The organism is Microcoleus sp. Pol1C5 (assembly GCF_036701115.1).
Lineage (GTDB): Bacteria > Cyanobacteriota > Cyanobacteriia > Cyanobacteriales > Microcoleaceae > Microcoleus.
Map to the genome: position 1 here is coordinate 70941 of NZ_JAUBQE010000033.1, position 21912 is coordinate 92852.

A 21912-nucleotide genomic window follows, 5' to 3' on the forward strand; every position below is an offset into this window, starting at 1 on the left:
TGGTCCCATCTAGCAATAATGTTCCCTCAATTTTACCAAATTAATTTAGAGAAACAACTTAAACCAGCAGAATACCTGACTCTAAAAATTTTAGTCTATCTGTTTGTTGCAGACCCAAAAACAAGTTAATATCGAATTACTGGCTACCTTGATGCCTTATTCGATTCAATTTGAGAGCCGGAGGTGCAACTGGCAAATTTTTCTAAAATTGGATTGGCTGAAGATTTAAAGTTGATAATTTCTGGTACTAAAAAATCTTAAAAGCCTCTTTTAAAAAGTCTAAATCTTTCAAAATAGCGATTAATCGCACGCAATGGCGATCGCAAAATGTATTTATGCTGAGATTGATATGGGAGAAAATAAGTATCCCATTATCCAGGCTACTTCTAGATAAAAAAAGAAGTAGTAATATTGGCGAACAAAAAGCTCTAATCACTCCAGTTTGAGAGTTACTGTCAGATTACAAAATTATCATTTTAGGTGAGCGATAATTTGGTAGCATCAATTTGGCATACTGGCTCTGTGAGAAAAAAGTGAAGTTTATCCTTATGGTGAAACAAGGGCGCTATATACAATAAAAAAAATCTAATTCCATCTTCTTGTCTGACATGGGGTTACTACCAAGGGAAAGCTTTTATTTGTCAGATGTAAAAATTATCAAACAACAAGGATGTATAACTTTTAATATTGCTGCTTATTGGCGCCTCAAATATCGCCGAAAATAGGATGATAGGGTATACGGGTTCCAACCCTGTTGCGTCTCTCTCCTAAACCTCTTTGTCACCCCCAGATGCACGACAGCTTAGCATCGGGATTATTGATGATATCTCTATTTTCTACCTCTACGTGAATCATGGTCAATCCATTGTCATCTGCGGTTCATAAATTATATTTTTAAAACCGTAGATACAGGCATATAAACACAGATCAATGCAGATGAATTAGATCAATTCCGGTTTTAGCCTCCGTGATTTTTGACTGTTGACTGGATTTTAATATTCCAATGCTACCGGAATTGATATCAGTTATGTTCTTCCTTCTTCCTTCTGCTATATCCCCTCTATCGAGCGCTACAAATGCCTGTGCTGGCAGTACCAACTACCAAATCGGAATTCAAAAGCAAATCTAAATCGGTGTCCGGATTAACAGCATACAAATCGACTTTATCTCGCCCCAAAAATACTCCGATCAAAGTTCCGATTCCCGCACCGCCGAGTACCTCTTCAGTCGCGATCGCCCGATCGCCCGTAACACCTGCAATCGCCGCGGCTGCTGCTGCACCCAACGCCGTATTCTTAACCAGATTACCAACATTAACGCCCTTGGTAACAGTTTCTTTCCTAGTAATCACTTGCGAAGTGGCATTGAGAGGCACTCTGCTGCCGTTGATGATACTTAATTCTTGAGCTACAAATTGAACCCCCGAAGCAGTCGATCGCAATTCGCCGCTAATTTTCGAGCCTTCCGGTATCAGCACTTGACCATTATCGCCCGCGATATCCGCAGCTACAGTCAGCGTAATTGGAGACTTGTCATTGGGGCCGAGCAAAATCTTGCCTTTTGTGTACTCAATGGGGATAGTCACCCCCCTGGGAATTTGCACAGCAACAGATTTGCTAACATCAATCTTAGCAATGTAAGGAGAATTAATTGCTCTTGCTTGATTGGTACTCACTAATGTTTGATAGATAAAAGCCGCTACTTCAGCTCGCGTTGCTGACTTGTTCGGTTTGAGAGATTTAGGATTGGGATAGCTGACAACCAACTGTTTTTCAGTAGCAGCAGCAACGCTTTTAACAGCATAACTTTGAATCTCACCCGCATCATTATAGTAGCTGAGAACATCTTGAAAATCGCAGGTAGGCTCATAGCCCATTCCGTTATTTAAAGCGACTACAACTTGAACGCGAGGAATCTGCTGTGCCGGCCTGAAAACATTGCCGGGATAGCCAGACATCCATCCCATTTCGTAAGCCTCGGCGATCGCCCCGCTTGCCCAAAAATTAGACGGAACATCGGCAAACCTTACAGCAGCGCGGGTTTTTGCCTTTTTCACAGAACGGATCATGGCCGCGAATTCAGCCCGCGTTACCGGTGCATCCGGGCGAAAACTGCCATCGGGAAATCCTTTGATAATTCCTCTTTCTGACAAATCTTGAATAAAGTCTTTTGCCCAGTAGTTATTATTAACATCCGAAAAAGCTGTCTGAGCGAAAGAAGGCGCGGGAGCTAGCATCGGCGCTGCGGTTCCGGCAACTGTTCCCAAGGTTAATAAAACAGATGTACCGGATTTGATGCGATGTAATACAGACATTTTTTGATTCTCCAATTTACACATTTTTTTATTGAGGATAACTAAGGTTTTGATAGGCTGATTGATTCCTTTCACACTAGCTCTTTTCCTCAGTTATGTAATCATTATTGAAATAATTTACTTCTGGTGCGGGGAAGATACGGTCTTTTAAAATAAATATTTTGATGCTTGGTTGGGGATGTTAAAATGCTTAAATTCCTTAAATACCTTATGTTCCTTATCTGCTTTATCTACCTTGTATCTGGAGTTAACAGGATTTAGGGACAAAGCCGTTTGATATTAGTTAACTATATAAACTAAAAGTGAATATAATTGACTCGATCGAGAAATACCTGTTTGTTGCTTATGAGTAGCCTGACGTTTGCCTCTGCCCATCAGCTAGCGCGAATGATTCGCGATCGCCAAGTCTCAGCAGTCGAAGTTCTCGACGCTTACCTTACTCAAATCGCAAAGCACAACTCGCAATTAAACGCCATTTGTACCCTGGATGAAGACAATGCTCGTACTAGAGCAAAACTGGCGGATGAAGCCCTAGCCACAGGAGAAAACTGGGGTGCTTTACATGGAGTTCCCATCACGATTAAAGACATTTTTGAAACAGCCGGACTCCGCACCACAGCAGGGTATATTCCCCTCAAAGATTATGTGCCTCAAGAGGATGCAACTGCTGTTGCGAGATTGCGGGCTGCAGGTGCTGTCATCATGGGAAAAACCAACATGGCGGAACTGGCTGCCGATTATCAAAGCACAAATTCTCTGTTTCCACGGGTGAATAATCCTTGGCATCTTGACTACACACCTGGGGGCAGTTCCGGGGGCAGTTCCGCTGCTGTCGCCGCCGGACTTTCACCCTTGGATTTGGGGAACGATTTCGGGGGTTCGGTGCGTCAGCCTGCTCATTTCTGCGGCATATATGGTTTAAAGCCGACCGATCGCCGTATTTCTACAGCAGGGCAGATTCCTGAAGTGCCGGGAATGCCACTGTCTATTCGGCAAATGATGACAGTGGGGTGTTTTGCTCGATCGCTAGAAGACCTCCGGCTGTGTTTTTCGTTAATTGCAGGCGCGGATCTGCGACGCCCTGATGTGCCGCCGATTCCGCTCGATCGACCCTCTGGCAAGCCTTTGCAGCACCTCAAAATCGCTTGGACTGCTGAATGGGCCGAAGTTCCCGTTGCTTCTGAAATTCGAGCAGCTATGGAGTCGATCGTGCAGACACTCTCTGACGCAGGTGTCCAAATCGAACGCTGGCTTCCCAAAGATTTTGACCTTTCCAAAATATTGAATCTCTACGGGCGGATGTCAATGTACCTTACTATCTACGCTCAACCGCAGGATAAATATAACGTGCGTCGTAGTTTAGAGTTAATCTTCCGCACTGCAACCCAAGGCGACAAGGAACTCCGAAAATTGGGAGATTTCAGCATATTCCTACCTGAGATATTGAATCCAAGTTTAAAAGGATATTTCGAGGCACTCACACAGCGCGATCGCTTCACTGCCCATATAGATGAGGCATTAGAACCTTGGGATGTATGGCTTTGTCCCGTTGCGGCAACCGCTGCGTTTACTCACCGTCCCGCTTGGAGTGCAGTTGACATTGATGGCAGATCCTATCCTCATGCAGTGGCAAACGGAGCTTACACCATGCCTTCTAATCTTAGCGGACATCCTGCCGTGGTAATTCCAATTGGACAAACTCAAAATGGTTTACCGATTGGAATGCAAATTGTTGGTAAGCGGTGGCGTGAAATGGAGTTGTTGGCGATCGCAGGAGCGATCGACAAAGTGGTTGGTAGCTTGCAACACCCACCTGGTTATTGAATAGTCGATCGGCACAAAAAACCCGCTCGTGACGCACGATTTTTGGATGGTGCGTCATGCGTAAGCCCTGTCTCTGTAATTAACAGGATTTACGGACAAATTCGTTTGAGAATAACTGCCAGTTCTATTGATATTAGCTAACACACATGGGAATATTAGATATAGACGACATATATCGCATCAACTCTAGAAGCACAATATGAGCGCAGACGAACATATCCTGCAATTACCGCATATAAGTTTAAACAGCAGAACACTACTGCCCGAAGAATCGGGAATATATTACGTTGTAGATGAAAAATCCATAATTTGGTACATCGGAAAAGCAAAGAATCTGCGTACCCGGTGGACAGGTGATAGTCACCACAGACTATATCAACTACAAAAGCAACGAAAAAAACTGTTTACTATCTACTACGAATTATTGCCTGAATCGCTACTTGATATTATAGAGCAGGAGCGGATTGAGCAGTACAGCCCGCAGTTGAATGGAACTAAAGTCAAGGCTAAGAAATTAGACTCCACAGAGAAATTATTACGGGAAACGTTATTTAGCATAGCCCCTTACAGTTTTGTATTAGGTGTAGAATCCCCCAGAAAAGAAGACCTTAAATTTATCGAAGATTCTATCTATCGGCAAAATATTTGGAGAGTAAAAAAGGCTGTTTTGCCTCTGAGTGTAATACACATTTGCCTAAATCTAAGTGAATTAGGCTACAACTGGAACTCAGAAATGCGTTTCCTGAGAAGGATTTTTAGAAAGCGCAGTAATTATTATAATAATTGGGAATTTGCTTATACTTATAAAGGTAAACCCATTTATGAATTAGCCGTGAGAAGATTGTTGGTTAATGGGTTCGTTATAGAAGTATATGGAATCGATCGAGAAGCATTACAATACATTCAAGGGTACGATTTGACTCAAGTGGCAAATGTAGAGGTTAGGGCTGTTGATGAAGCTTCTTTAGCCATCCTAAAAAATAAGTGTTTGCTTGGGATTGGAGGGATATCTTTGGCTAAAGATAACCAAGATGACCTATATGAGAGACTTTCCCGCAAGGCTATAGAACGAATATATCCTTATAAACAAGATTTGGTTAAATTACTTTTTAATGAAGAGATAGATTTTAGTAAAAAGCAAGTATTACCAACCAAGACAACAACTGTCCGGGATAGTAATACAGGTATGCTTGTAAGGTTAGCTAATCTTGCTAATAAGAAGCAATATCTCGTGGCATTGTTAACGGAACGTGGTATTGACTTAAATCGTTATGAGGTAAATAAGTATTTAGAGTGCATACCAAAAGATGATAATTACATAGACAGTAGTAGAGATAAAAGAATGATGATATTTGTTAAGCCATTCTTTTGCGATTTAAAAGAACCAATAGGAAAGACAGATGTCAAGTCTGGAGTTTTTCCTATAAGCAACAGCATATACGGTGCAAAAGGGAGGACAACGCAAGGTTCTCAGCATAAAATTTACAAAGAAGTTTATTTGCAAACCACAGTAGATAGAGTGTTTTGGTTGCTGCTAGAAGCCTACTTCTCTGACTTTGCTAAAGTAAAGCTCAACGAAGAAGAAGGATATATAGAAAAAGTGTATGTATCGCCGAGAAGATTTATCACACCCGCTACAGTAACTGTCACTTTAAATGGAAAATGGAAAGCAGATATTCCGTTTGGTTCTAAAGATAATATGTCGTACAAGACAAGTGTAGAGACGATCGCCAGTCTCTTACAGGCAAGCGGAATACCTAAGCTGAAGTTCTCATTCACAGTAGAGTCTATACGCACATAACTGTTTGTAAAAGAAAGAGTTGTGGTAGGCTGCGTCAGGTTTGACATTCTCAATCACCACGGAAAGTAGGATTATGACGAACAGTTTGTTCCCTGGCTCGTCAGTTGTGAGATTGTTAGTTTGTAACGAAAATAATGCGCTGATGACGCACCCTACTTCATTGTCTAATGACTAATAGCCGCTAGCGGTTCCCAACTCGTTGCATCTTCAAATAAAGATTGATACCCCGCTGCATTGGGATGTAGCCCGTCTGCAATCAGGCGCGATCGCCACCAATCACTGCCCCGATTTACCCATTTATCAAAAATATCTAAATAGGGAATTCCCCGCAACTCACAAGCTAATTTCGTTGCTTCTTTATACCGATATTGGTCAGCATGACTGTAATACAAACAATCTTGAAAAGGCATTTTACTTTCATCCACCGGCACCATCCCGACAAATATCACCGGGCAAAGTTGTTGGGACAGGTTTAACAAATTATCCAAAACAGTTTTAAAATGTTCAAAATCAGTGTAGCTGCGCCCGGTAGGCGACTGCACTCTCGCCGAATCGTTGAGGCCTACGGAAAGAATAATCGCATCCGGGACGCGGTTTCTAAGTTCGCCCCGGTGGCGAAACTCGTTTTCGAGTCGCTGGGAGACTTGATAGGTGCGATCGCCCCGAACGCCCAAATTGTATAAAACGTGTCCTGCACTCTCCGGTAACATCCACTGGCGCCGCAATCTTTCCACCCAGCCACCGCCTACACCGTCGCCGAAACCGTAGATTAAGCTGTCACCGAAAGCAACCAATTTGAGGGGATGAGAATTTCCCCGATGCAAGTGACCAAAGGAATAGGCTGTTGCTACCTGCATAAGCAATGATACTCAGTTAATAAATTATGAATCTTGACATACTAGACTAGAATGTAACATTACATAAAGTAGGTAGTCTCATGGCTAAGCGTCAACCCTTCGATTCAACTCAGCTAACCCGTCGCGCGGAAGAGTTGATTAACGGTGCATCCAACCGCTATCGGATTACGGTACAGGTAGCGAACCGCGCAAAACGCCGTCGTTATGAAGATTTTGACAATATGGACGACCATCAAATGAAACCTGTAATGCGGGCGATATTTGAGATGTCGGACGAACTGACTCAGCCGGAAATAATCGGAGATATCTAGGCTTCGGGAGTTTTGAGTTTTGAGTGGTGAATTGCCCAAAGTTTTTGTCAACTCAAAACTCAAAACTTTGTCAAACTAGACTTGGGTGCGGGTGACGAGAAACCCGGTTTATTCCTAGTTCCCTCGTTAAGAAACCTCTAATTTTTCAATAAAACCGGGTTAATGATCGTAAATCTTAAAATTGTAAACTAGGACATCTGCTTACGGCTAAGTTTATGAAATTATTCTATTTCTCAAATTTTTGTCAACACCGTGAATAGATTAAAGCAGGGCTTAAGTTTTCTTTTTGTTACTTTGAGTGTGGCGATTTTCACGCTTTTGAGTTGGGTATTGGAATCAGGCGAACTGAGTCTGTCGGCTTTGGAACCTTCGCTGCTGCGGACTTCTGAATCTGCCTCAGTGCAGCGGGTGGCTCAACAATCTGCGCCGCAAGTGAGGGTGCAAGATGCGTGGAAATTGGTGTACGAAAAATTGCCGGATTTTCCGATCGAAAATAACTACATTTCTAAGGAAACTGGAAAAGTCGATCCTACCAATACTTTAGTCGGGCGGTTGATTCGATATCACGTATTTGTCAAAGGACGGCCGCCTAATTACCGCTTTGATTGGAAGTTGAGTTTAGCTGACTATTTGGGGGCAACTCCCGATTATTTGGTAGAAAGCGTGTATCCGGGAAAAGACGTTTTGGGCTCAAATCCAATGGAACAGGATCGTGCTGCTATTCAAAAGTTAAATAGAGCACAGCGGGATGCTTTGGTTCAAGCTTTGGTTGATGTTTTTACGGAGAATTCCGGGGGTGGGCGCACACCGGCGGACGAAAAACCACAAGGGCGATCGAATTCCCCGGAAATACCGCAGCCGCAGCCGGGAGATGCGAAGTTGCTGCTACCTTAATACTCAGGAGTACAGAAACCGAGTTTTTTACGGAAATATTGCTGTTGAGCCTTTAGCAGAGGTAAAAAAACCGTTTTATTTCGTATTTATGGGTAATATCAAATCTGTTAGTATCGGAATTATTCCTATCTCTCTTGTCTTCATCGGCGTGAATCAGCGTGAATCCATTGTCATCGGCGACCCGATAAATTATCTTTTTTTAACCGCAGATACAGGCAGATAAACACAGATTAACGCCGATGAATTCTATCAATTTGTGTTGCACCATCGGGAATTGTTGACCCTTCGGCTTCGCGGTTCCTGAGCATAGTCGAAGGGCAGGGCATTCGCTGTTGACTGGATTTGACTATTCCGATGCAACCGGAATTGATATAAGTCCTACTAATCTAAAATCCCAAATCTAAAATCTAAAATCCCTTAATGGTGGAACGTGTAATTAAGACTGGTAGCGGATGGCGTTTGGGATGGAACCCGGATGCCCAGGAGTTTCAGGGTTTGGTGGCTGGCGACGGTTGGGCGATCGAACTCACGGAGGCTGAGTTGAACGATTTTTGCCGATTGTTGGGGCAATTAGCCGGCACAATGAGTCAAATGGCCTCTGAGTTAATGGACGAGGAAAAAATCGCCATTGAAGCCGAAAGCGACTTGCTGTGGGTCCAGGTGGAAGGATATCCAGAAGCTTACAGTGTGCAATTAATCTTGAATGCTGGCCGAAGGTGCGAGGGTTTTTGGCCCGTGGCTGCGGTTCCGACTTTGGTGCAGGCCGCAAAAGTTTTAAAAGTTTTTTGACTTTTTTGGGAATTCTATGCTAAGCTGTTAAAGCTGTCGGGGCGTAGCGCAGCTTGGTAGCGCACTACTTTGGGGTAGTAGGGGTCGTGGGTTCAAATCCCGCCGCTCCGATTGTGATAAAACCTTCTCTATGAGAAGGTTTTGTTGTTTTAGGCCGGCGACGCAGCTCTTAACATTCTCAATTAGGGGCATCCGCCCAGAAACAAAATCAATCTCTGCTGCCAAACAGTCTATAGCTGTATCCTCAAATTCCAAGGCTTTGCGATTGCTTCGGGACCCTCACTCACAATGAAATTAATCAAAAAAAAATGGCGTTTGTACTTGACAAACGCCATTTTATAGGATTACAAACGTGGCGTCTTATCTTGTTTAAACGACGCTAACAATTCGCGAATTTGGTCGGCCGCAATCTCGCGCCCGCCCAAACCAAAAGCTAGAGCAATGCCAACTGCGATCGCCCCGAGCAGCAGCCCGAAAGCCAAATTGACAATATCGCTGCCAATGCCCATCTGTTGCAGCGCCAAGGCAGAAACGAAGGCAATAATCGCAATCCGAGCCGCTTGGCCCAAAAGACGCGCTTGGCGAGTTCCAGAACTAGCAATCAAACTAAACGCCAGATTCGCCAAATACAAGCCGATCGCAAATACCACCAAACCGGCCAGCACCCGACCTGCAACTAGGACAATACCGCTAACAATCGCCGTCAGCGCTGGAATTTGCAGCACGTCGGTAGCCGCCACCACAGCAAACAGCATGATGCCTACCTGTACCACAATGCCGACAAACTCAGAAGGCGTGCGGGCCGGAAGTTCCGGTTCTTGAAGAATAGTTGCGTCCGGATCGATCGAACTTGGCGGTAGCCTCAGCGACTGTTTCGGTGCCTGCACTCCCAACCAAGAAAAGACATTGTTAAAGCCAATTCCGGTCAGGATATTAGTAACCAAATCGCCTACCCAGCGCCCCAAAATGTAAGCAAGCGCCAGAATCAGCGCCGCCGTGAATATTTTGGGAACCGCGCCCAAAATGTCGTTGAGCATCGCGACGGCAGGCTGCGAAATCGCCTGAATGTCTAAAGCGTTCAGAGCTGCGATCGCTGTTGGAATCAAAATTAAAACATAGACGATCGTCCCGACAATCCACGACAGCGATTGTCCGCCCGAAGTCCGCGAAATTCCAAACCGAGCGCCCAAACTGTCCGCCCCAGCAGCAGCCAACAGATTTGTGACAATCCGTCGCACCACCATAGCCAGCAGCCAGCCGACAAACCCAATCAGCACAGCTTCCAGAATTTTGGGAATAGCCGCCAGAATTTGGTTGAGTAAATTATTAACCGGCAGCAGAGCCTGCTGCATTTCCAGCGAGTCGAGAATCAGCGGCAAAAACAGCAGAAAAATGAACCAGTACAGCGCATTCGCCACAGTATCGCTCAGCAGCAAAGGGCGCTCAGTGGGCGCTGCGCCCACTTCCTGATTCAAGCGCTCGTCCACGCTAAAAGCCCGCATCGCCCGCGATACGGCCATTTTGGCGACTGTTGCCAACACCCAAGCAATCCCCAACCAAATTAGCGCGCCGGCTAACTTCGGCAAGAAACCGGTAATTTGATTGAGAAAAGTATTGAGGGGTTGCGAGACAGCCGTTAGATTCAGGCGGTTGAAAAAGGCAATTAGGAAAAAGACAAAAATGATCCAGAACACCGCTGCGGAAATCCATTTTTCCACTTGCGGGGCTCCAGTTCCTTCTGGGCGGCCTGTAATCCAAGCAGCCAGCCGATTGTCGATCGTAGTCTTCTTGAGCAATCCCCCGACTACAGAAGACACGAGGGCTGATACTATCAAGCCAATGAGCAGGATACCGACGGCCCAGATGAGATTTTCAATGTTTGAGCCCTGAATGAAATTGTTAATTCCACGTTCTGCATCTGTCAGCGGATTCCCGGGCTGGGCCTGGGACAAAATGCGATCGGACAACGCCGCTATGGGGCCCGATATGGGTTGAGTTATTTCTTGCCAAGTTTCATTCATTTTTTTCTCAGGTTAACGTCAGATTTGACAAGGAGAAGACGAAACTTTAATAATAGTTCCAAAAAATCTAGACATCGCCTAAATTTAATGTTTGTACACTTTTAATCGTACTGGGTTAACTACAAAACCCTCTATCGAATTTGGGATCAACCCATCTCCGACTGCTTTTGGACCAATATTCCAAGAACCTTTCACATCGGCATTTATGAATCCTCCAGTTTTGGTTCTGAACAATCATCTTTTTACCCTACTGTCAATGTAGTCGGAATGTTGTTGAATTGGTTCCTAATCCAAACCTGAACATTTGGATGTGTAACTCTCCTCAACTAACCCAACTTGAGTTTCCGCAAGTTGTCCTTTGTACTGCAATATTTGGCGAAATCGGCGCTGAGGAATACAGGCAAAATTTTGATTTTTAATCAAACCAGTATTAATCCCCTCTTTAAAATCCTGGTTCCCGCCTATAACCAGCAAGCCCATTTGATGATTGACGAGTTCTTTAATAATTGCGGAACTCGTCGTGTGGAAGTAATAATCCACTTTACAGTTAAGCTTGTGCCAGCATTTGGCAAGTTTTTTACTGTTTTTTTGCGCTGTGGGCAGCAATGATTTCAATGCCGCTGAAACTTGATTGCAGTATTGATTGGTTGACTTAACAGGCCGTCCGCCGTAAATTGTGGGTACTAACCCAAGAACATTGTAGGTTAATGTTGCCAGATTGTTTAATCCTAAATCTATGGCAGCTACTCTCTGATTAACTTGTAAAGGCTGTTCTAACTTCTCATAGAGCACCTCGACCACATAACAACCTACTGTGGGAACAATCCGGATTTCCCGAATCGAGGTGACTCTTGAGGGCAACCAAATATTAGTCCCAGAGGGGGGAACATATCCTTTTTTTAAGGCTCTTTTGCTGACAGCTTGACAATTAAATACAACTACATAGCGCCCGTCCTCTCTTTTTCGCTCTCTTGAACCTTGATAATGAGGGATTTTCGGTGCTGCTTGAAATTTAGTTGGGTGTTTCTGATAGTTTCGCACCCACAGATAATAGCTAGTCCATGCTTTGAGGACTAAGCCGAGCGTGCTTTGTGCTACTTTTGCGGGCAGTGCTTTGTAATCAAGACTTGTTTTAAACGCGCGCTCAACAGCCAGAGCGTTTGTTTCTTGGCTGGCGAAAAAGTTTTGACGGTAGATGTAGTTAGCGCTATTGTAAAGATTTTTGCACTCCCAAGAAAGTCGATCGGCTTTTCGATAAAACCTATGATTTGGTTTAATGACGTGCCTTTCGACTAGCTGCATAATTGGTATATATAGTTTAATTCAAGATGATACACTGTATTTATGAGTGTGTCAATCTTTTAATTTCTGGAAAAATTGACGGTACAAGTAAATAAATGACTATCAAGTAAACAAAGTTTTGTAATACCCTTCTTGTTGCAGGTCCTCATGTCAATTCGTCAAGTTTTCGAGCAATCCATTGAAATTCGCGCTGCTGCTACTCTGGTGGAGCAGTGTATAGTCGATCGCACTTTAATGCACAAGTGGCTCAATCCCCTGCTGCGCTGCGATCCCCAGGGCGAATGGGATACTGCTGTAGGAAGTCGTAGCTTATTTATCATAAAAATTCCAGTTTTGCAACCCACTTTGGAGAGTGTTGTGTTGGAGCGACAACCCGGTTTAATTGTGTGGGGGTTTGACGGATTTTTCAAAGGATGCGATCGTTGGGAATGCCAGCCGCAAATCCAAGGAACTCTTTTGATTAACCGCTTTGAATTTCAAATTCCCAATCGTTTAATTAGATTTGGTTTCAATCGCTTTGCAGCCCCTTGGACAGAAAAAGATATGAAAGACCAACTCCGCCGCCTCAAGCGGGTAGCCGAGCAATTATCTCAAAAAATGGGTAATGTATAATGAGTAAGGGGTAATTGGGAACTTTTACCCTAGCGTAGCCGAAGTATGGGTAATTTGTAATAGCTGAAAACCAATAGCTAATAGGAAAAAAAGCACCAACTTCCCAATTCCCAATTCCCCATTCCCTCAAGTTGAGTTATTTACTTCGCACTTCCCGATGGATTGGGCTGACAAATCATTTCTCTCGCCGAATTCACGGCTTGGTTAGCCGTATTTTGCAAAGCCGGGGAATTCTGATACAATGCTTGCAAATCTTGCACATCTTTAATCACTCGCTCGTAGATTACCATCGCTTGATTGCCGTCAACTTCTAAGGCAGCAGGGCTGTAGTTTTGCATCACTTCAATCAGCGATATTTTGCCATCTTTAGAAGCTGCGACTAAAGCATCGCGGAGTGCCGGCGCGCTTTGCAGCCGAGTTGCCGGCGCATAAGCAACCTCCCCCAATTGTTTGAAAACAATTTCCCCAAAATAAGTGCTTGCCAGTCGCGCTACTAATTGAGAATCTAAAGGCACTTCTCGCGTTAATATTTCGCGCACCGACTCGGGAGTTTGTTTCGCAAGACTCAGAACGCTTTGCAGTTGAGATGATGCTTGGCCGGTTTGTGCAAAGCTTTGCAAGTCGCTCATCGGTAATGTTACGTCAACAGCACCGTATTTTACGGTAACATTATCTAATGCAAAGGCTTTGCTACTGCTTAGGAATACTGCACTTGTTCCCAGCAAAAGCGCCAAACCTAAAGATAAAGACTTTGACATTCTTTTGGTTAAATGGGCTGACAGCGGTTGCATTCCTTTGAGATAACCTTGTTGGAACTGAAAGTTCATGAGTTTTTGCCTCTTTACGTCAAAATACTTTTTAGATAGCTCGTCTGTGCGGGTATCAGTGCGGGTATCAGTCGGGAAAGTCGCATCGGAATTTCCGTAAATGACCTATGATTCTACAGTCAAGTCAAGCAAATTCAACCTATCAAAAGATAGGTGTTAATTGGGAATTAATATGTTATAGTTAACGTTTTGACAATTTTAGATACCTTTGCAAAAATGATAAAAGCGAAATTTGGTCGTCGGGCAGCAGTTTATTGAATGTCACTTTGATGTCTTATAGTGTGCTGTGCAACATATAGCAGCGAATTTAAGTTCAAAGATCTAGATCGAGCCGATCGAGCAATTGGCGAATTATAGCAGCATCCTCAGCATTCGGAGCATTTTTCAGGTATAGTTCCAAATCGTGGCGCGCTTCGGCAAAGCGTCCGAGTTGATAATATAGAATTCCGCGATCGCGCCGTTCACCCAGCGCATCGGGAAACAGCAGCAAAATCCGTTCGATGGCTAAGAGTACCCTCACAGCATCTCGCCGCTGCAAGTAAATCGCCTTCAAATTTCCCAGCATTCGCCCCAAAAAATGTCGGCGACTTACCGGGGCGAGAAAAGTCGGCTGCAACTTCATAGGTTGGCCGTAAATTTGAGAAAGTCTCCCTTGACAATCTTCAGGAAATAATATCTCGCCGCCATTAAACGCATCAACAAAAATACCAGCATCTTCAAAATCCGGTCTAATTAAAAAATGTCCCGGCATCCCAATTCCCACCATCGGAAAATCAATGCGCTTAGCAACCTCCAAATACACCAAAGATAAAGAGATCGGGATGCCAGTACGGCGATCGATCACTTGATTTAAAAAGCTATTACGAGGGTCGTAATAATCAGCATCATTCCCCGCAAACTGCAACTCCCCGTATAAATAGGCGTTAATAGTTTGAATAATCCGCAGCGGATAATTCTGTGCCGGCAGGCGATCGCGCACTTCTTCTGCGATCGTGTCGAGAGCGTTGAGATACTCCTCGGGCTCTAAATTCGGGTATTCTTCCAAAGCCATATAAAGGGCAGCTTTCGCCAGGTCGATCGAGCCATCCGGCTGATTTATTTCTTGATAAAAGAGTTGTCGCGCGATTGAAAAATCCATGTTTATTATTGATTTATGTTTAATTGACATTTTATACCCATATCATGAACAGGCATATTGCCTGTTCGTTGTGGAACAGGCATATTGCCTGTTCCACAACAAAGATTATTCGGGTAAACCGACCTTTTTCCTAGTATGATAAACCTTTTTTATGGTAATACAGGCATTTTTCCTTGTGAAACAGGCATCTTGCCTGTTGCAGCTTTTGGTAGTATCACTAACATTTTTATGGTAATACAGGCATTTTTTCTTGTGGAACAGGCAAGATGCCTGTTGCCCAAAATATCTTAAAAACAGTGCATTATTTTAATTTATATCTATTCTAAATTTTTTCATATAAATCAACCATTATTTTTAATAAAGCTTCACGATATATTTTTTTACATTGAGATGGAGGTGAACCCCCTCGGATATAAAATCAACTTTCAAATCCCGTGACTTTTACCAATCACCCAACTGCGGCGAAAAATTCGAGCCAAAGTCGATTCTTCCAAAGCAAAATAGATAGGGCGGCCGTGAGGACAAGTGCGCGGATTGCGAGTTTGCTGCCATTCATCCAACAAATTTTGCATTTGGGAAAGACTCAAAGGAGTACCGTTTCGCATAGCGCTACGGCAAGCAGTCGCAACCTGAGCCGCTTGTAAATCTGCGACTTTACTGAGTTCAAAAAGCGCATCCGCACAGTCATCTCGATCGGCTAACAATTCAGGAACTTCGCGGGCTGCCCATAGCTGTTCCCCAAATGTTTCTACTTCCAAGCCTAAGCGAGATAAATTCTCAATTTGCAGCGCCGATAATTGACTGAGAATTACTGGTTTTTCTAGAGATGTTAGATGCCAAGCCGCGCACAATTGCTCGTACAAAACGCGCTCGTGAGCGATGTGCTGTTCTATCAACCACATTCCGCTCGGATGTTCCGCAACAATGTAAGTATTGTGAATTTGAGCGATCGCCCTCAATTCCATCAATCCTATTTGATTAGCTTTTTCCTCTTCGCCGCCGTTGTCATTCTGCCTAGCCGAAATCCCGACACTGTAAGCACTTTTTTGTTCCGATGCCTTCAGCAATTTTCCCACTCGTTCGGGAATTGGGGCAGGCGGCAAAACTTCATCGTTGAGGTGCAAAGCGCGAGCAATTGCCGCGCTAATTTGTTCTTGCCAAAAACTCGGATCGTGCAGATAAAATTCCACCTTAGCAGGGTGGCGGTTCCAGTCGATTTCCGAGGGGGAGATTTGCAGGTGGACAAAACACACGGGATAGCGATCGCGGGGACAAGTGCGGGCAAAGGCGCTGAGAATAGTTTGCTCTAATTCGGGCGATCGCACAACTCGCCGATTTACCCCAACTTTCACCCAATCCGGCCGCCTGCGGTGACAGCGATCCGGCAAACCAATTACTAATTCCAAACGTTGGGAATTGGACATTTGGAATTGGGAACTGGCAACTGGTAATTGGTAATTAGGCTTAACTGTAGCGCCCACAAGTTGAGTTTCTATCAATAAATTTGCTGCTTTCTGATTTTGAGGACTCGCAGGCAAATCTAACTTTAAATACTGCAAATCGCTCGATCGCACACCGCGCACGAATTGAGGTAAAAGTTGTTCCGCTGTGCTACCAGGAGTTACGTGCAAACAAGGCGTGTTTCCTTGACGCAACTGCCAATTAACGTGCGGGTGACAAATAGCAATTTGTTGAAGGGTTAATTGGATCGATCGCATTTGCTGTGCCGGCGACAAAAAACTGCGGCGCACAGGCCAATTGCCAAACAAATTATCAACAGTCACCACCGTACCCGGAGCGATCGCCGCTGTTTCCACCTCCACAGCAACGCCTGCGTTGTTATAAACCACCCGCCAGCCCGATCGAGCATTTTCAACTCCCCCCTTGTTAAAAGATGATTTGGCGGGGGTTTGCGCCGATTCTCGATTTTCCGAAAAATCCCCCAATCCCAAATCATTCGATCGGCTCAAAACCTCCAAACAGCCTAACTGAGCTAAACTGTGCAAAGCTTCCCCACGAAATCCCAAAGTATCAATTTTGTAAAGGTCAGCTTCAGTGGTAATTTTGCTCGTACTGTGAGGCGAAGCCGCCTGCTGCAAATTTTCCAGATCCATTCCCGTACCATTATCTGCAACTTGCACCCGCCATTGTTCTGGCCAGACAGAAACAACGATGCGAGTTGCGCCAGCATCCAGAGAATTTTCAACTAATTCTCGTACCGCAGCGGCGATCGAGTCAATGACTTCGCCAGCGGCAATTAAATTGATAACTTCTGTGGGTAAGGTTTGAATAGTAACTGGCATCAATTTTTTAGCAGTTCGTTAATTCAATTATACTTGATTCTCCAAGTCGCTACACAGTATTAGGGCTTACGCTCTTAAACCCGGTTTATTAGAAAAATATTGTTTGATAACAAGATATCTACTCATCAACTAAGTCTCTGATGCGGAGTTAGAAAGTTCTAAGTATAATCTTCCTACCTACTTAATTTTGCTCTGCTAAAACCATGATTTTCGGCAAGCGGATGTAAAAAGTTGTGCCTTTTCCGTCCTCTGACTCATAACTAATTTTTCCTTTGTGAGCCTCAACGATCGACTTAACAATTGCCGTTCCCAACCCAGTACCAGTCCGCTTGCCATAAGTCACAAACGGTTCAAATAACTTTTCCTTAATTGTCGGTGGAATGCCGGGGCCGTTATCGTAAATGCTAATTTCGGCCCACTCCTCACTTTGTGTCACCGCAATCTCCACCCGACCCCCTCTTCCGCCAAAAGCCTCAACAGCATTCCCAACTAAATTTTGTAAAACACGCAAAATCTTATTTTCATCCGCTTCCACTATTACTTCTGTCACCCGTACTGCTAAATCTACTTTTGCTGCTTCACAATAAACTCTGTTCAACTTTTCAAACTGCTGCAACGTCTGAATTAAATTAATTGGTTTCTTATTAAATACAGAATTTCCTCGCGAAAATTCTAATACTTCTTCAGCCATCCCCAACATTCGATGAACCTGCAATTGAATAAGTTCACACCACTCCTGAGTTTCCTCATCTGGGTGCATTTCTTTTAGCATTTCACTGGAGAGTTTAATGCCGGTAAAAGGACTTTTGAAATCGTGAATAATTGTACTCACCATTTCTCCTACCAATACCATTTTTTGTTTGTGTACCAACTGGCTAACATATTGATCCGTGGTATCCCGTAAATTTTTAGTAATGAAACTAAACATTTGCAGTACCGAACTGCCTTTAGCAAACTGGAGAGTTGTTATGAGTTCTTCACGGGCTATTTTGGCCAAAGTCGAGCCTGCAACTGCCACAGCTCTAGCACTGCGAGGCTCTCCGTCTAAAACTCCGAGTTCGCCAAAATAATCGTCTGGCTTAGCCACAGCAACAGTTTGATATTTATTTTTTTCAAGCCGCTTGCTAAACTCGACTTTACCTTCTAAAACTAGATAGAAAAAATCCGCTGTTTCTCCTTCTTCAAAAACCAGCGTTTCCTCATCAAAACTCTCCAAAACAGCTATTTGACAAAGGTGAGCAGCTTGCTCTGGTTCAAAATAAGACATAAATCGATGAGATGCAAGATCCATGTGAAAATACCTGAGACTTAATTTAAACAGTTTCTTTTTTCTATTTTCGCCGATCACCATCGGTGCGTTAATAAAATACAATACAGCTTTAATCTGCCTCTCTTTTCTAGCCTCCTAGGCTTTGACGCAAGGATCAGCGTCGGGATGCAGAGCGAGACTAGCATAGCAGCAGCAGTAATCTCACCAAAATTCTCAGTTAATTGACTAAAATACATAAGTATTGTACTATTTTTCAGATGGAAATTGGATGTGCGCGCCAGTTTTCCGGCCACCTCAGAAGATTTTAACTGTAGAGATATCGTGTAATTTAAATGTCGATCGACAGAGTTTACAAAAATTAACGATCGCCCGATAAAACGATCGCAGTATTCTGCCCGCCAAAGCCAAAACTTAAACAAACCGCATTTCTGACAATAGCCGATCGCGCACAGCGAACAAAATCTAATTCAAACCCCGGTTTTTTCATTCCAACGCAAGGCGGCAACATCTGATATTTAATGCTCATCAAACAAAAAGCCACGCCCAAAGCTCCAGAAGCTCCTAAAGTATGGCCCGTAGCCCCCTTAGTCGAACTAACAGCAACTCCTCGGTTAAATAACTTCTCAATTAACAGTGCTTCGTGGCGGTCATTTAAATCAGTTGCAGTACCGTGAGCATGAATAAAATCTATATCAACCGCCGCCAAATTGCTCCGTTTCAAACATTGATTTACCGCCGCGATCGCACTTTTCCCCCCCAGCTCCGGCGCATTAGCATGGCAAGCATCATTTGTCAAGCCAAAACCGGAAATTCGACAGTAGATTTTAGCACCACGACGCCTTGCCAACTCGGCAGATTCTAATACAAATAAAGCCCCACCTTCACCGAGAACAAAACCTTCCCGATTTTCATCAAAGGGATAGCACCCATTGTTTGCCAAAGCACCCATCCGGCTAAATCCAGCCAGTGTCAGCGGTGTAATTGGCGCTTCCACAGCACCTGCGATCGCCCGCTGACACTCACCGGTGCGGATTAAATCAACAGCGCGGGCGATCGACCAAATACCCGTCGCACAAGCAGCCATCGGCGCCAATACCGGCCCCGTCGAACCAATTGCCCTCGCCGCTGCGATCGCCCCCATGTGAGGCAAAAAATTCACAAATTGAGAATTAGTAATCGGTAATTGGGAATTGGGGATTGGGAATTGGGAATCGGTAATTGGGAATTCCCTTGCTTCTTGCGACTTCCCTCTTCCGAATTCCCTCAGACTTCTTCCAACTTCCGTCTTTCTTCCATCCGTTACATCCGGTACATTGCTCGTTGCCGAACTTCCTTCGCTTGCCAACTGTTCCAAATTTGCCTGGAAGCCTCGGCTAGAACCGATCGCAATTCCGCAATCGGGCACAGGCAAAGTCAAATTAGCATCTTGCACAGCATCTATTAAAACCTGTCTAATTAAATTTATTAAATCGACAGGTTTTGTGCCAATTAAAGCCAAAGGTCGCCGTTCAAGTTCTATAAAAGGTTGATGTTGCCGAATTCCTGATTCCCCAGACAACAATCTTTTCCAGCTACCATCCAGAGTGCCTAAAGCAGAAACCAGGCCTATTCCCGTAACAACAACATCCACATCTGCCCTCAGATTCCCAAATTTTTAGTCATTAGTCATTAGTTATTAGTTATCTATGATTGGAAATAATTATTAACTACTAACCAACGACCAACGAGTGATATCGTTTCCGGTTGCATCGGAATAATAAAACCGAGTCCACCGTCAACAGTCAACAATCATCTCGATCGTGCAACCGGAATTGATATGACGAGTGACGACTGACTACTGACTACTGAACAGGCTTAAAATTTTCCAAACCCTGAGTAACAGTAGCTTTATCTATTCGATCGCCCGCTTCAATCTTATCAATCACATCCATGCCTTGCTTCACGTACCCAAAAACCGCATAACTACCGTCCAAAAACGGTACATCGGTCAAAGTAAAGTAAAACTGAGAAGAAGCCGAATCAGGACTCTGCGATCGAGCCATAGCAACAGCCCCGCGACTGTGCATCAACACGGGTTTCTCCTTAACCCCAGCTTCTTCTAGCGTCGCGCTGTAAGTCGGATTGGCAGCACCTTTAGCTTTAATTTCCAGAGGAATCCTGCGTTCGGTAGTAGTTTTTGGGTCAATAAAACCGCCAGTTCCCAGTCGTGCCGTAGGAAACTTAGGGTCTTTGCCCTGGGGGTCGCCGCCCTGAACTACAAAAGGCTGAGGTTCCCGCACGACTCGGTGAAATACCAGCCCGTCGTAGACTCCTTTCTGAACCAAATCGACAAAATTGCCCGCAGTAATTGGCGCATTTGTGCCGTCGAGTTCGATCGTAATTGGAGTACCTTTAACCGTCATTACCACCGTTGCTTTTCCTTCCAATCGTGGCAAATTGCTAAATTGCGAACTCGCGGCTACAGCAGCAGGAGAAGGAGACGGAGACAAAGAAATATTTTCACCCGACGCCGGATTCGATGTCGGAGTCGAGTTTGCCACAGGGGAACTACCGCATCCTCCGACAAACAACGCGCCAATTATTAAAAGTGAGAACAACCACCGCTGAATTTTGACTTGCATTTGCATTTGTATTTTCACTTTCACTTTCACTCAATGATATAAGGTGCGCAATGCGCACCCTAGACTTATCGATTTACCAGGGATAATTTGCACCGCTTCGTGCTCACCCAATATTTATCGATTTGGTGCGCATTGCGCACCCTACGAGACATTACCGATCGAAAATCGAAAATCAAAAATCCCTAAAGTCCTTCTAGGGGAACTTGCAAAAATCGAGCCAATTCGGCCGCTTGATTTTCCACTTGCGACAAAGCAATCGGCTGTCCGACTCTAGTCAGAGGAAACTGACGGCGGTCTTTGAGCTTAAGATAAATACTGCGGCGGGGATTGAGACCTTCTTTAATGTCCACCCGCACAGATTGCACCTCCGATGTCTTGCAATTAAAATCAACTTTGCGGTTTTTGCCGGGAAAACCCCAGCGAAAGATCCGAATGTTACCAGTTTGTCGATCGAACTCGTTGTAACCGCCACCGACATCCCAGAGAATAGTCAGCCACAGGTAAAGCGCCAAAAGCACGCCACAGACACCGTAGAAACCCATCGCAATGCCTTGGGGGATGAAAATGAGCTGAGTCGGGTCAGCAAAAGGCAGCAGGTTAACGTGCAAGTAGCTGGAAATGCCAGACAGCAGGAAACCAGTCCCTCCAATGCTGACCACCGTCGCCCACCAGTAATTGCTGAAGCGGCGGGAGCCCAAAACCGGGTAGCGCAGGACAGGATCGATCGAGGTCATTGTTTTTGCAGTCATAAAATTAAACAGCCTTAAAGCCAAATCTTAATTCAATTAGCCCACCGAGCGTCACGCTTCGCTGACGAGATCGCGATCGACCGATCGGCATTGTGTATCAACTCCTGCTAATTATGTTGAAAAATTATGAACTTCTAATATATAGTTATGTTAACTTTAATTAGAAACCTTGGTCTTTTAACAAGCAAAAGGATTTTACCCCAATGACAATCGCAGTCGGACGCGCCCAGACCGAAAGAGGCATATTTGATGTCCTCGACGACTGGCTCAAACGCGATC

Annotated in this window: 17 protein-coding genes and 1 tRNA gene; 7 read left to right on the forward strand and 11 right to left on the reverse strand. The window is 44.4% G+C overall.

What is annotated here, in order from left to right; all coding sequences use genetic code 11:
- Window positions 1-1060: 1060 nt before the first annotated feature.
- Window positions 1061-2314 (reverse strand): S-layer homology domain-containing protein, encoded by a 1254-nt coding sequence (locus QUA23_RS18920; protein ID WP_333075828.1) that lies wholly within the window; start codon window positions 2312-2314, stop codon window positions 1061-1063.
- Window positions 2315-2659: 345 nt separating this feature from the next.
- Between QUA23_RS18920 and QUA23_RS18925 the strand changes: the two genes are divergently transcribed.
- Together QUA23_RS18925 and QUA23_RS18930 are read left to right on the forward strand one after the other, a co-directional pair.
- A complete protein-coding gene (locus QUA23_RS18925) occupies window positions 2660-4138 on the forward strand; it encodes an amidase (RefSeq protein ID WP_333075827.1) in 1479 nt (492 codons plus the stop codon).
- A 199-nt stretch (window positions 4139-4337) separates the two neighbouring features.
- Window positions 4338-5939 (forward strand): hypothetical protein, encoded by a 1602-nt coding sequence (locus QUA23_RS18930; protein ID WP_333075826.1) that lies wholly within the window; start codon window positions 4338-4340, stop codon window positions 5937-5939.
- A gap of 164 nt (window positions 5940-6103) precedes the next feature.
- On the opposite strand, the gene QUA23_RS18935 is transcribed toward QUA23_RS18930, so the two are convergent.
- Window positions 6104-6796, reverse strand: a complete 693-nt coding sequence (locus QUA23_RS18935) for a GDSL-type esterase/lipase family protein (protein WP_333075825.1) — start codon at window positions 6794-6796, stop codon at window positions 6104-6106.
- Window positions 6797-6876: 80 nt separating this feature from the next.
- Here QUA23_RS18935 and QUA23_RS18940 point away from each other — a divergent pair, with 80 nt between their 5' ends.
- From QUA23_RS18940 to QUA23_RS18955, 4 genes are all read left to right on the forward strand, one after another.
- Window positions 6877-7107 (forward strand): DNA-directed RNA polymerase subunit omega, encoded by a 231-nt coding sequence (locus QUA23_RS18940; protein ID WP_333071758.1) that lies wholly within the window; start codon window positions 6877-6879, stop codon window positions 7105-7107.
- A 252-nt stretch (window positions 7108-7359) separates the two neighbouring features.
- On the forward strand, window positions 7360-8001 hold the full coding sequence (locus QUA23_RS18945; protein WP_333075823.1) for a hypothetical protein: 642 nt from the start codon (window positions 7360-7362) through the stop codon (window positions 7999-8001).
- Window positions 8002-8421: 420 nt separating this feature from the next.
- Window positions 8422-8790 (forward strand): DUF1818 family protein, encoded by a 369-nt coding sequence (locus QUA23_RS18950; protein ID WP_333075821.1) that lies wholly within the window; start codon window positions 8422-8424, stop codon window positions 8788-8790.
- 37 nt (window positions 8791-8827) lie between these two features.
- Window positions 8828-8901 (forward strand) — tRNA-Pro (locus QUA23_RS18955).
- Between the two features lie 233 nt (window positions 8902-9134).
- Here QUA23_RS18955 and QUA23_RS18960 read toward each other — a convergent pair.
- Both QUA23_RS18960 and QUA23_RS18965 read right to left on the reverse strand, forming a co-directional pair.
- The gene (locus QUA23_RS18960; protein ID WP_333075819.1) at window positions 9135-10811 is read right to left on the reverse strand and encodes a mechanosensitive ion channel; all 1677 of its coding nucleotides are present in this window, start codon (window positions 10809-10811) and stop codon (window positions 9135-9137) included.
- A 285-nt stretch (window positions 10812-11096) separates the two neighbouring features.
- Window positions 11097-12113, reverse strand: a complete 1017-nt coding sequence (locus QUA23_RS18965; RefSeq protein ID WP_333075817.1) for a transposase — start codon at window positions 12111-12113, stop codon at window positions 11097-11099.
- A 147-nt stretch (window positions 12114-12260) separates the two neighbouring features.
- Between QUA23_RS18965 and QUA23_RS18970 the strand changes: the two genes are divergently transcribed.
- Window positions 12261-12725, forward strand: a complete 465-nt coding sequence (locus QUA23_RS18970; protein WP_333071769.1) for an SRPBCC family protein — start codon at window positions 12261-12263, stop codon at window positions 12723-12725.
- A gap of 140 nt (window positions 12726-12865) precedes the next feature.
- Here QUA23_RS18970 and QUA23_RS18975 read toward each other — a convergent pair whose 3' ends face one another.
- The 7 genes from QUA23_RS18975 to QUA23_RS19005 form a co-directional block, all read right to left on the reverse strand.
- Complete coding sequence (locus tag QUA23_RS18975) at window positions 12866-13552, reverse strand: alpha/beta hydrolase (RefSeq protein ID WP_333075815.1); 687 nt, start codon at window positions 13550-13552, stop codon at window positions 12866-12868.
- Between the two features lie 313 nt (window positions 13553-13865).
- Window positions 13866-14690, reverse strand: a complete 825-nt coding sequence (locus QUA23_RS18980; protein WP_333075813.1) for a transglutaminase family protein — start codon at window positions 14688-14690, stop codon at window positions 13866-13868.
- A gap of 425 nt (window positions 14691-15115) precedes the next feature.
- Complete coding sequence (gene mutL / locus QUA23_RS18985; RefSeq protein WP_333075811.1) at window positions 15116-16993, reverse strand: DNA mismatch repair endonuclease MutL; 1878 nt, start codon at window positions 16991-16993, stop codon at window positions 15116-15118.
- 181 nt (window positions 16994-17174) lie between these two features.
- The gene (locus tag QUA23_RS18990; protein ID WP_333075810.1) at window positions 17175-18284 is read right to left on the reverse strand and encodes an ATP-binding protein; all 1110 of its coding nucleotides are present in this window, start codon (window positions 18282-18284) and stop codon (window positions 17175-17177) included.
- Between the two features lie 337 nt (window positions 18285-18621).
- On the reverse strand, window positions 18622-19893 hold the full coding sequence (locus QUA23_RS18995) for a beta-ketoacyl-ACP synthase (protein WP_333075808.1): 1272 nt from the start codon (window positions 19891-19893) through the stop codon (window positions 18622-18624).
- 211 nt (window positions 19894-20104) lie between these two features.
- Window positions 20105-20890 carry a peptidylprolyl isomerase gene (locus QUA23_RS19000; protein ID WP_333110458.1) on the reverse strand — a complete coding sequence of 262 codons (786 nt, stop codon included), beginning with the start codon at window positions 20888-20890 and terminating at the stop codon, window positions 20105-20107.
- Window positions 20891-21066: 176 nt separating this feature from the next.
- On the reverse strand, window positions 21067-21633 hold the full coding sequence (locus QUA23_RS19005; RefSeq protein ID WP_333075805.1) for a photosystem I assembly protein Ycf4: 567 nt from the start codon (window positions 21631-21633) through the stop codon (window positions 21067-21069).
- Window positions 21634-21912: the final 279 nt, after the last annotated feature.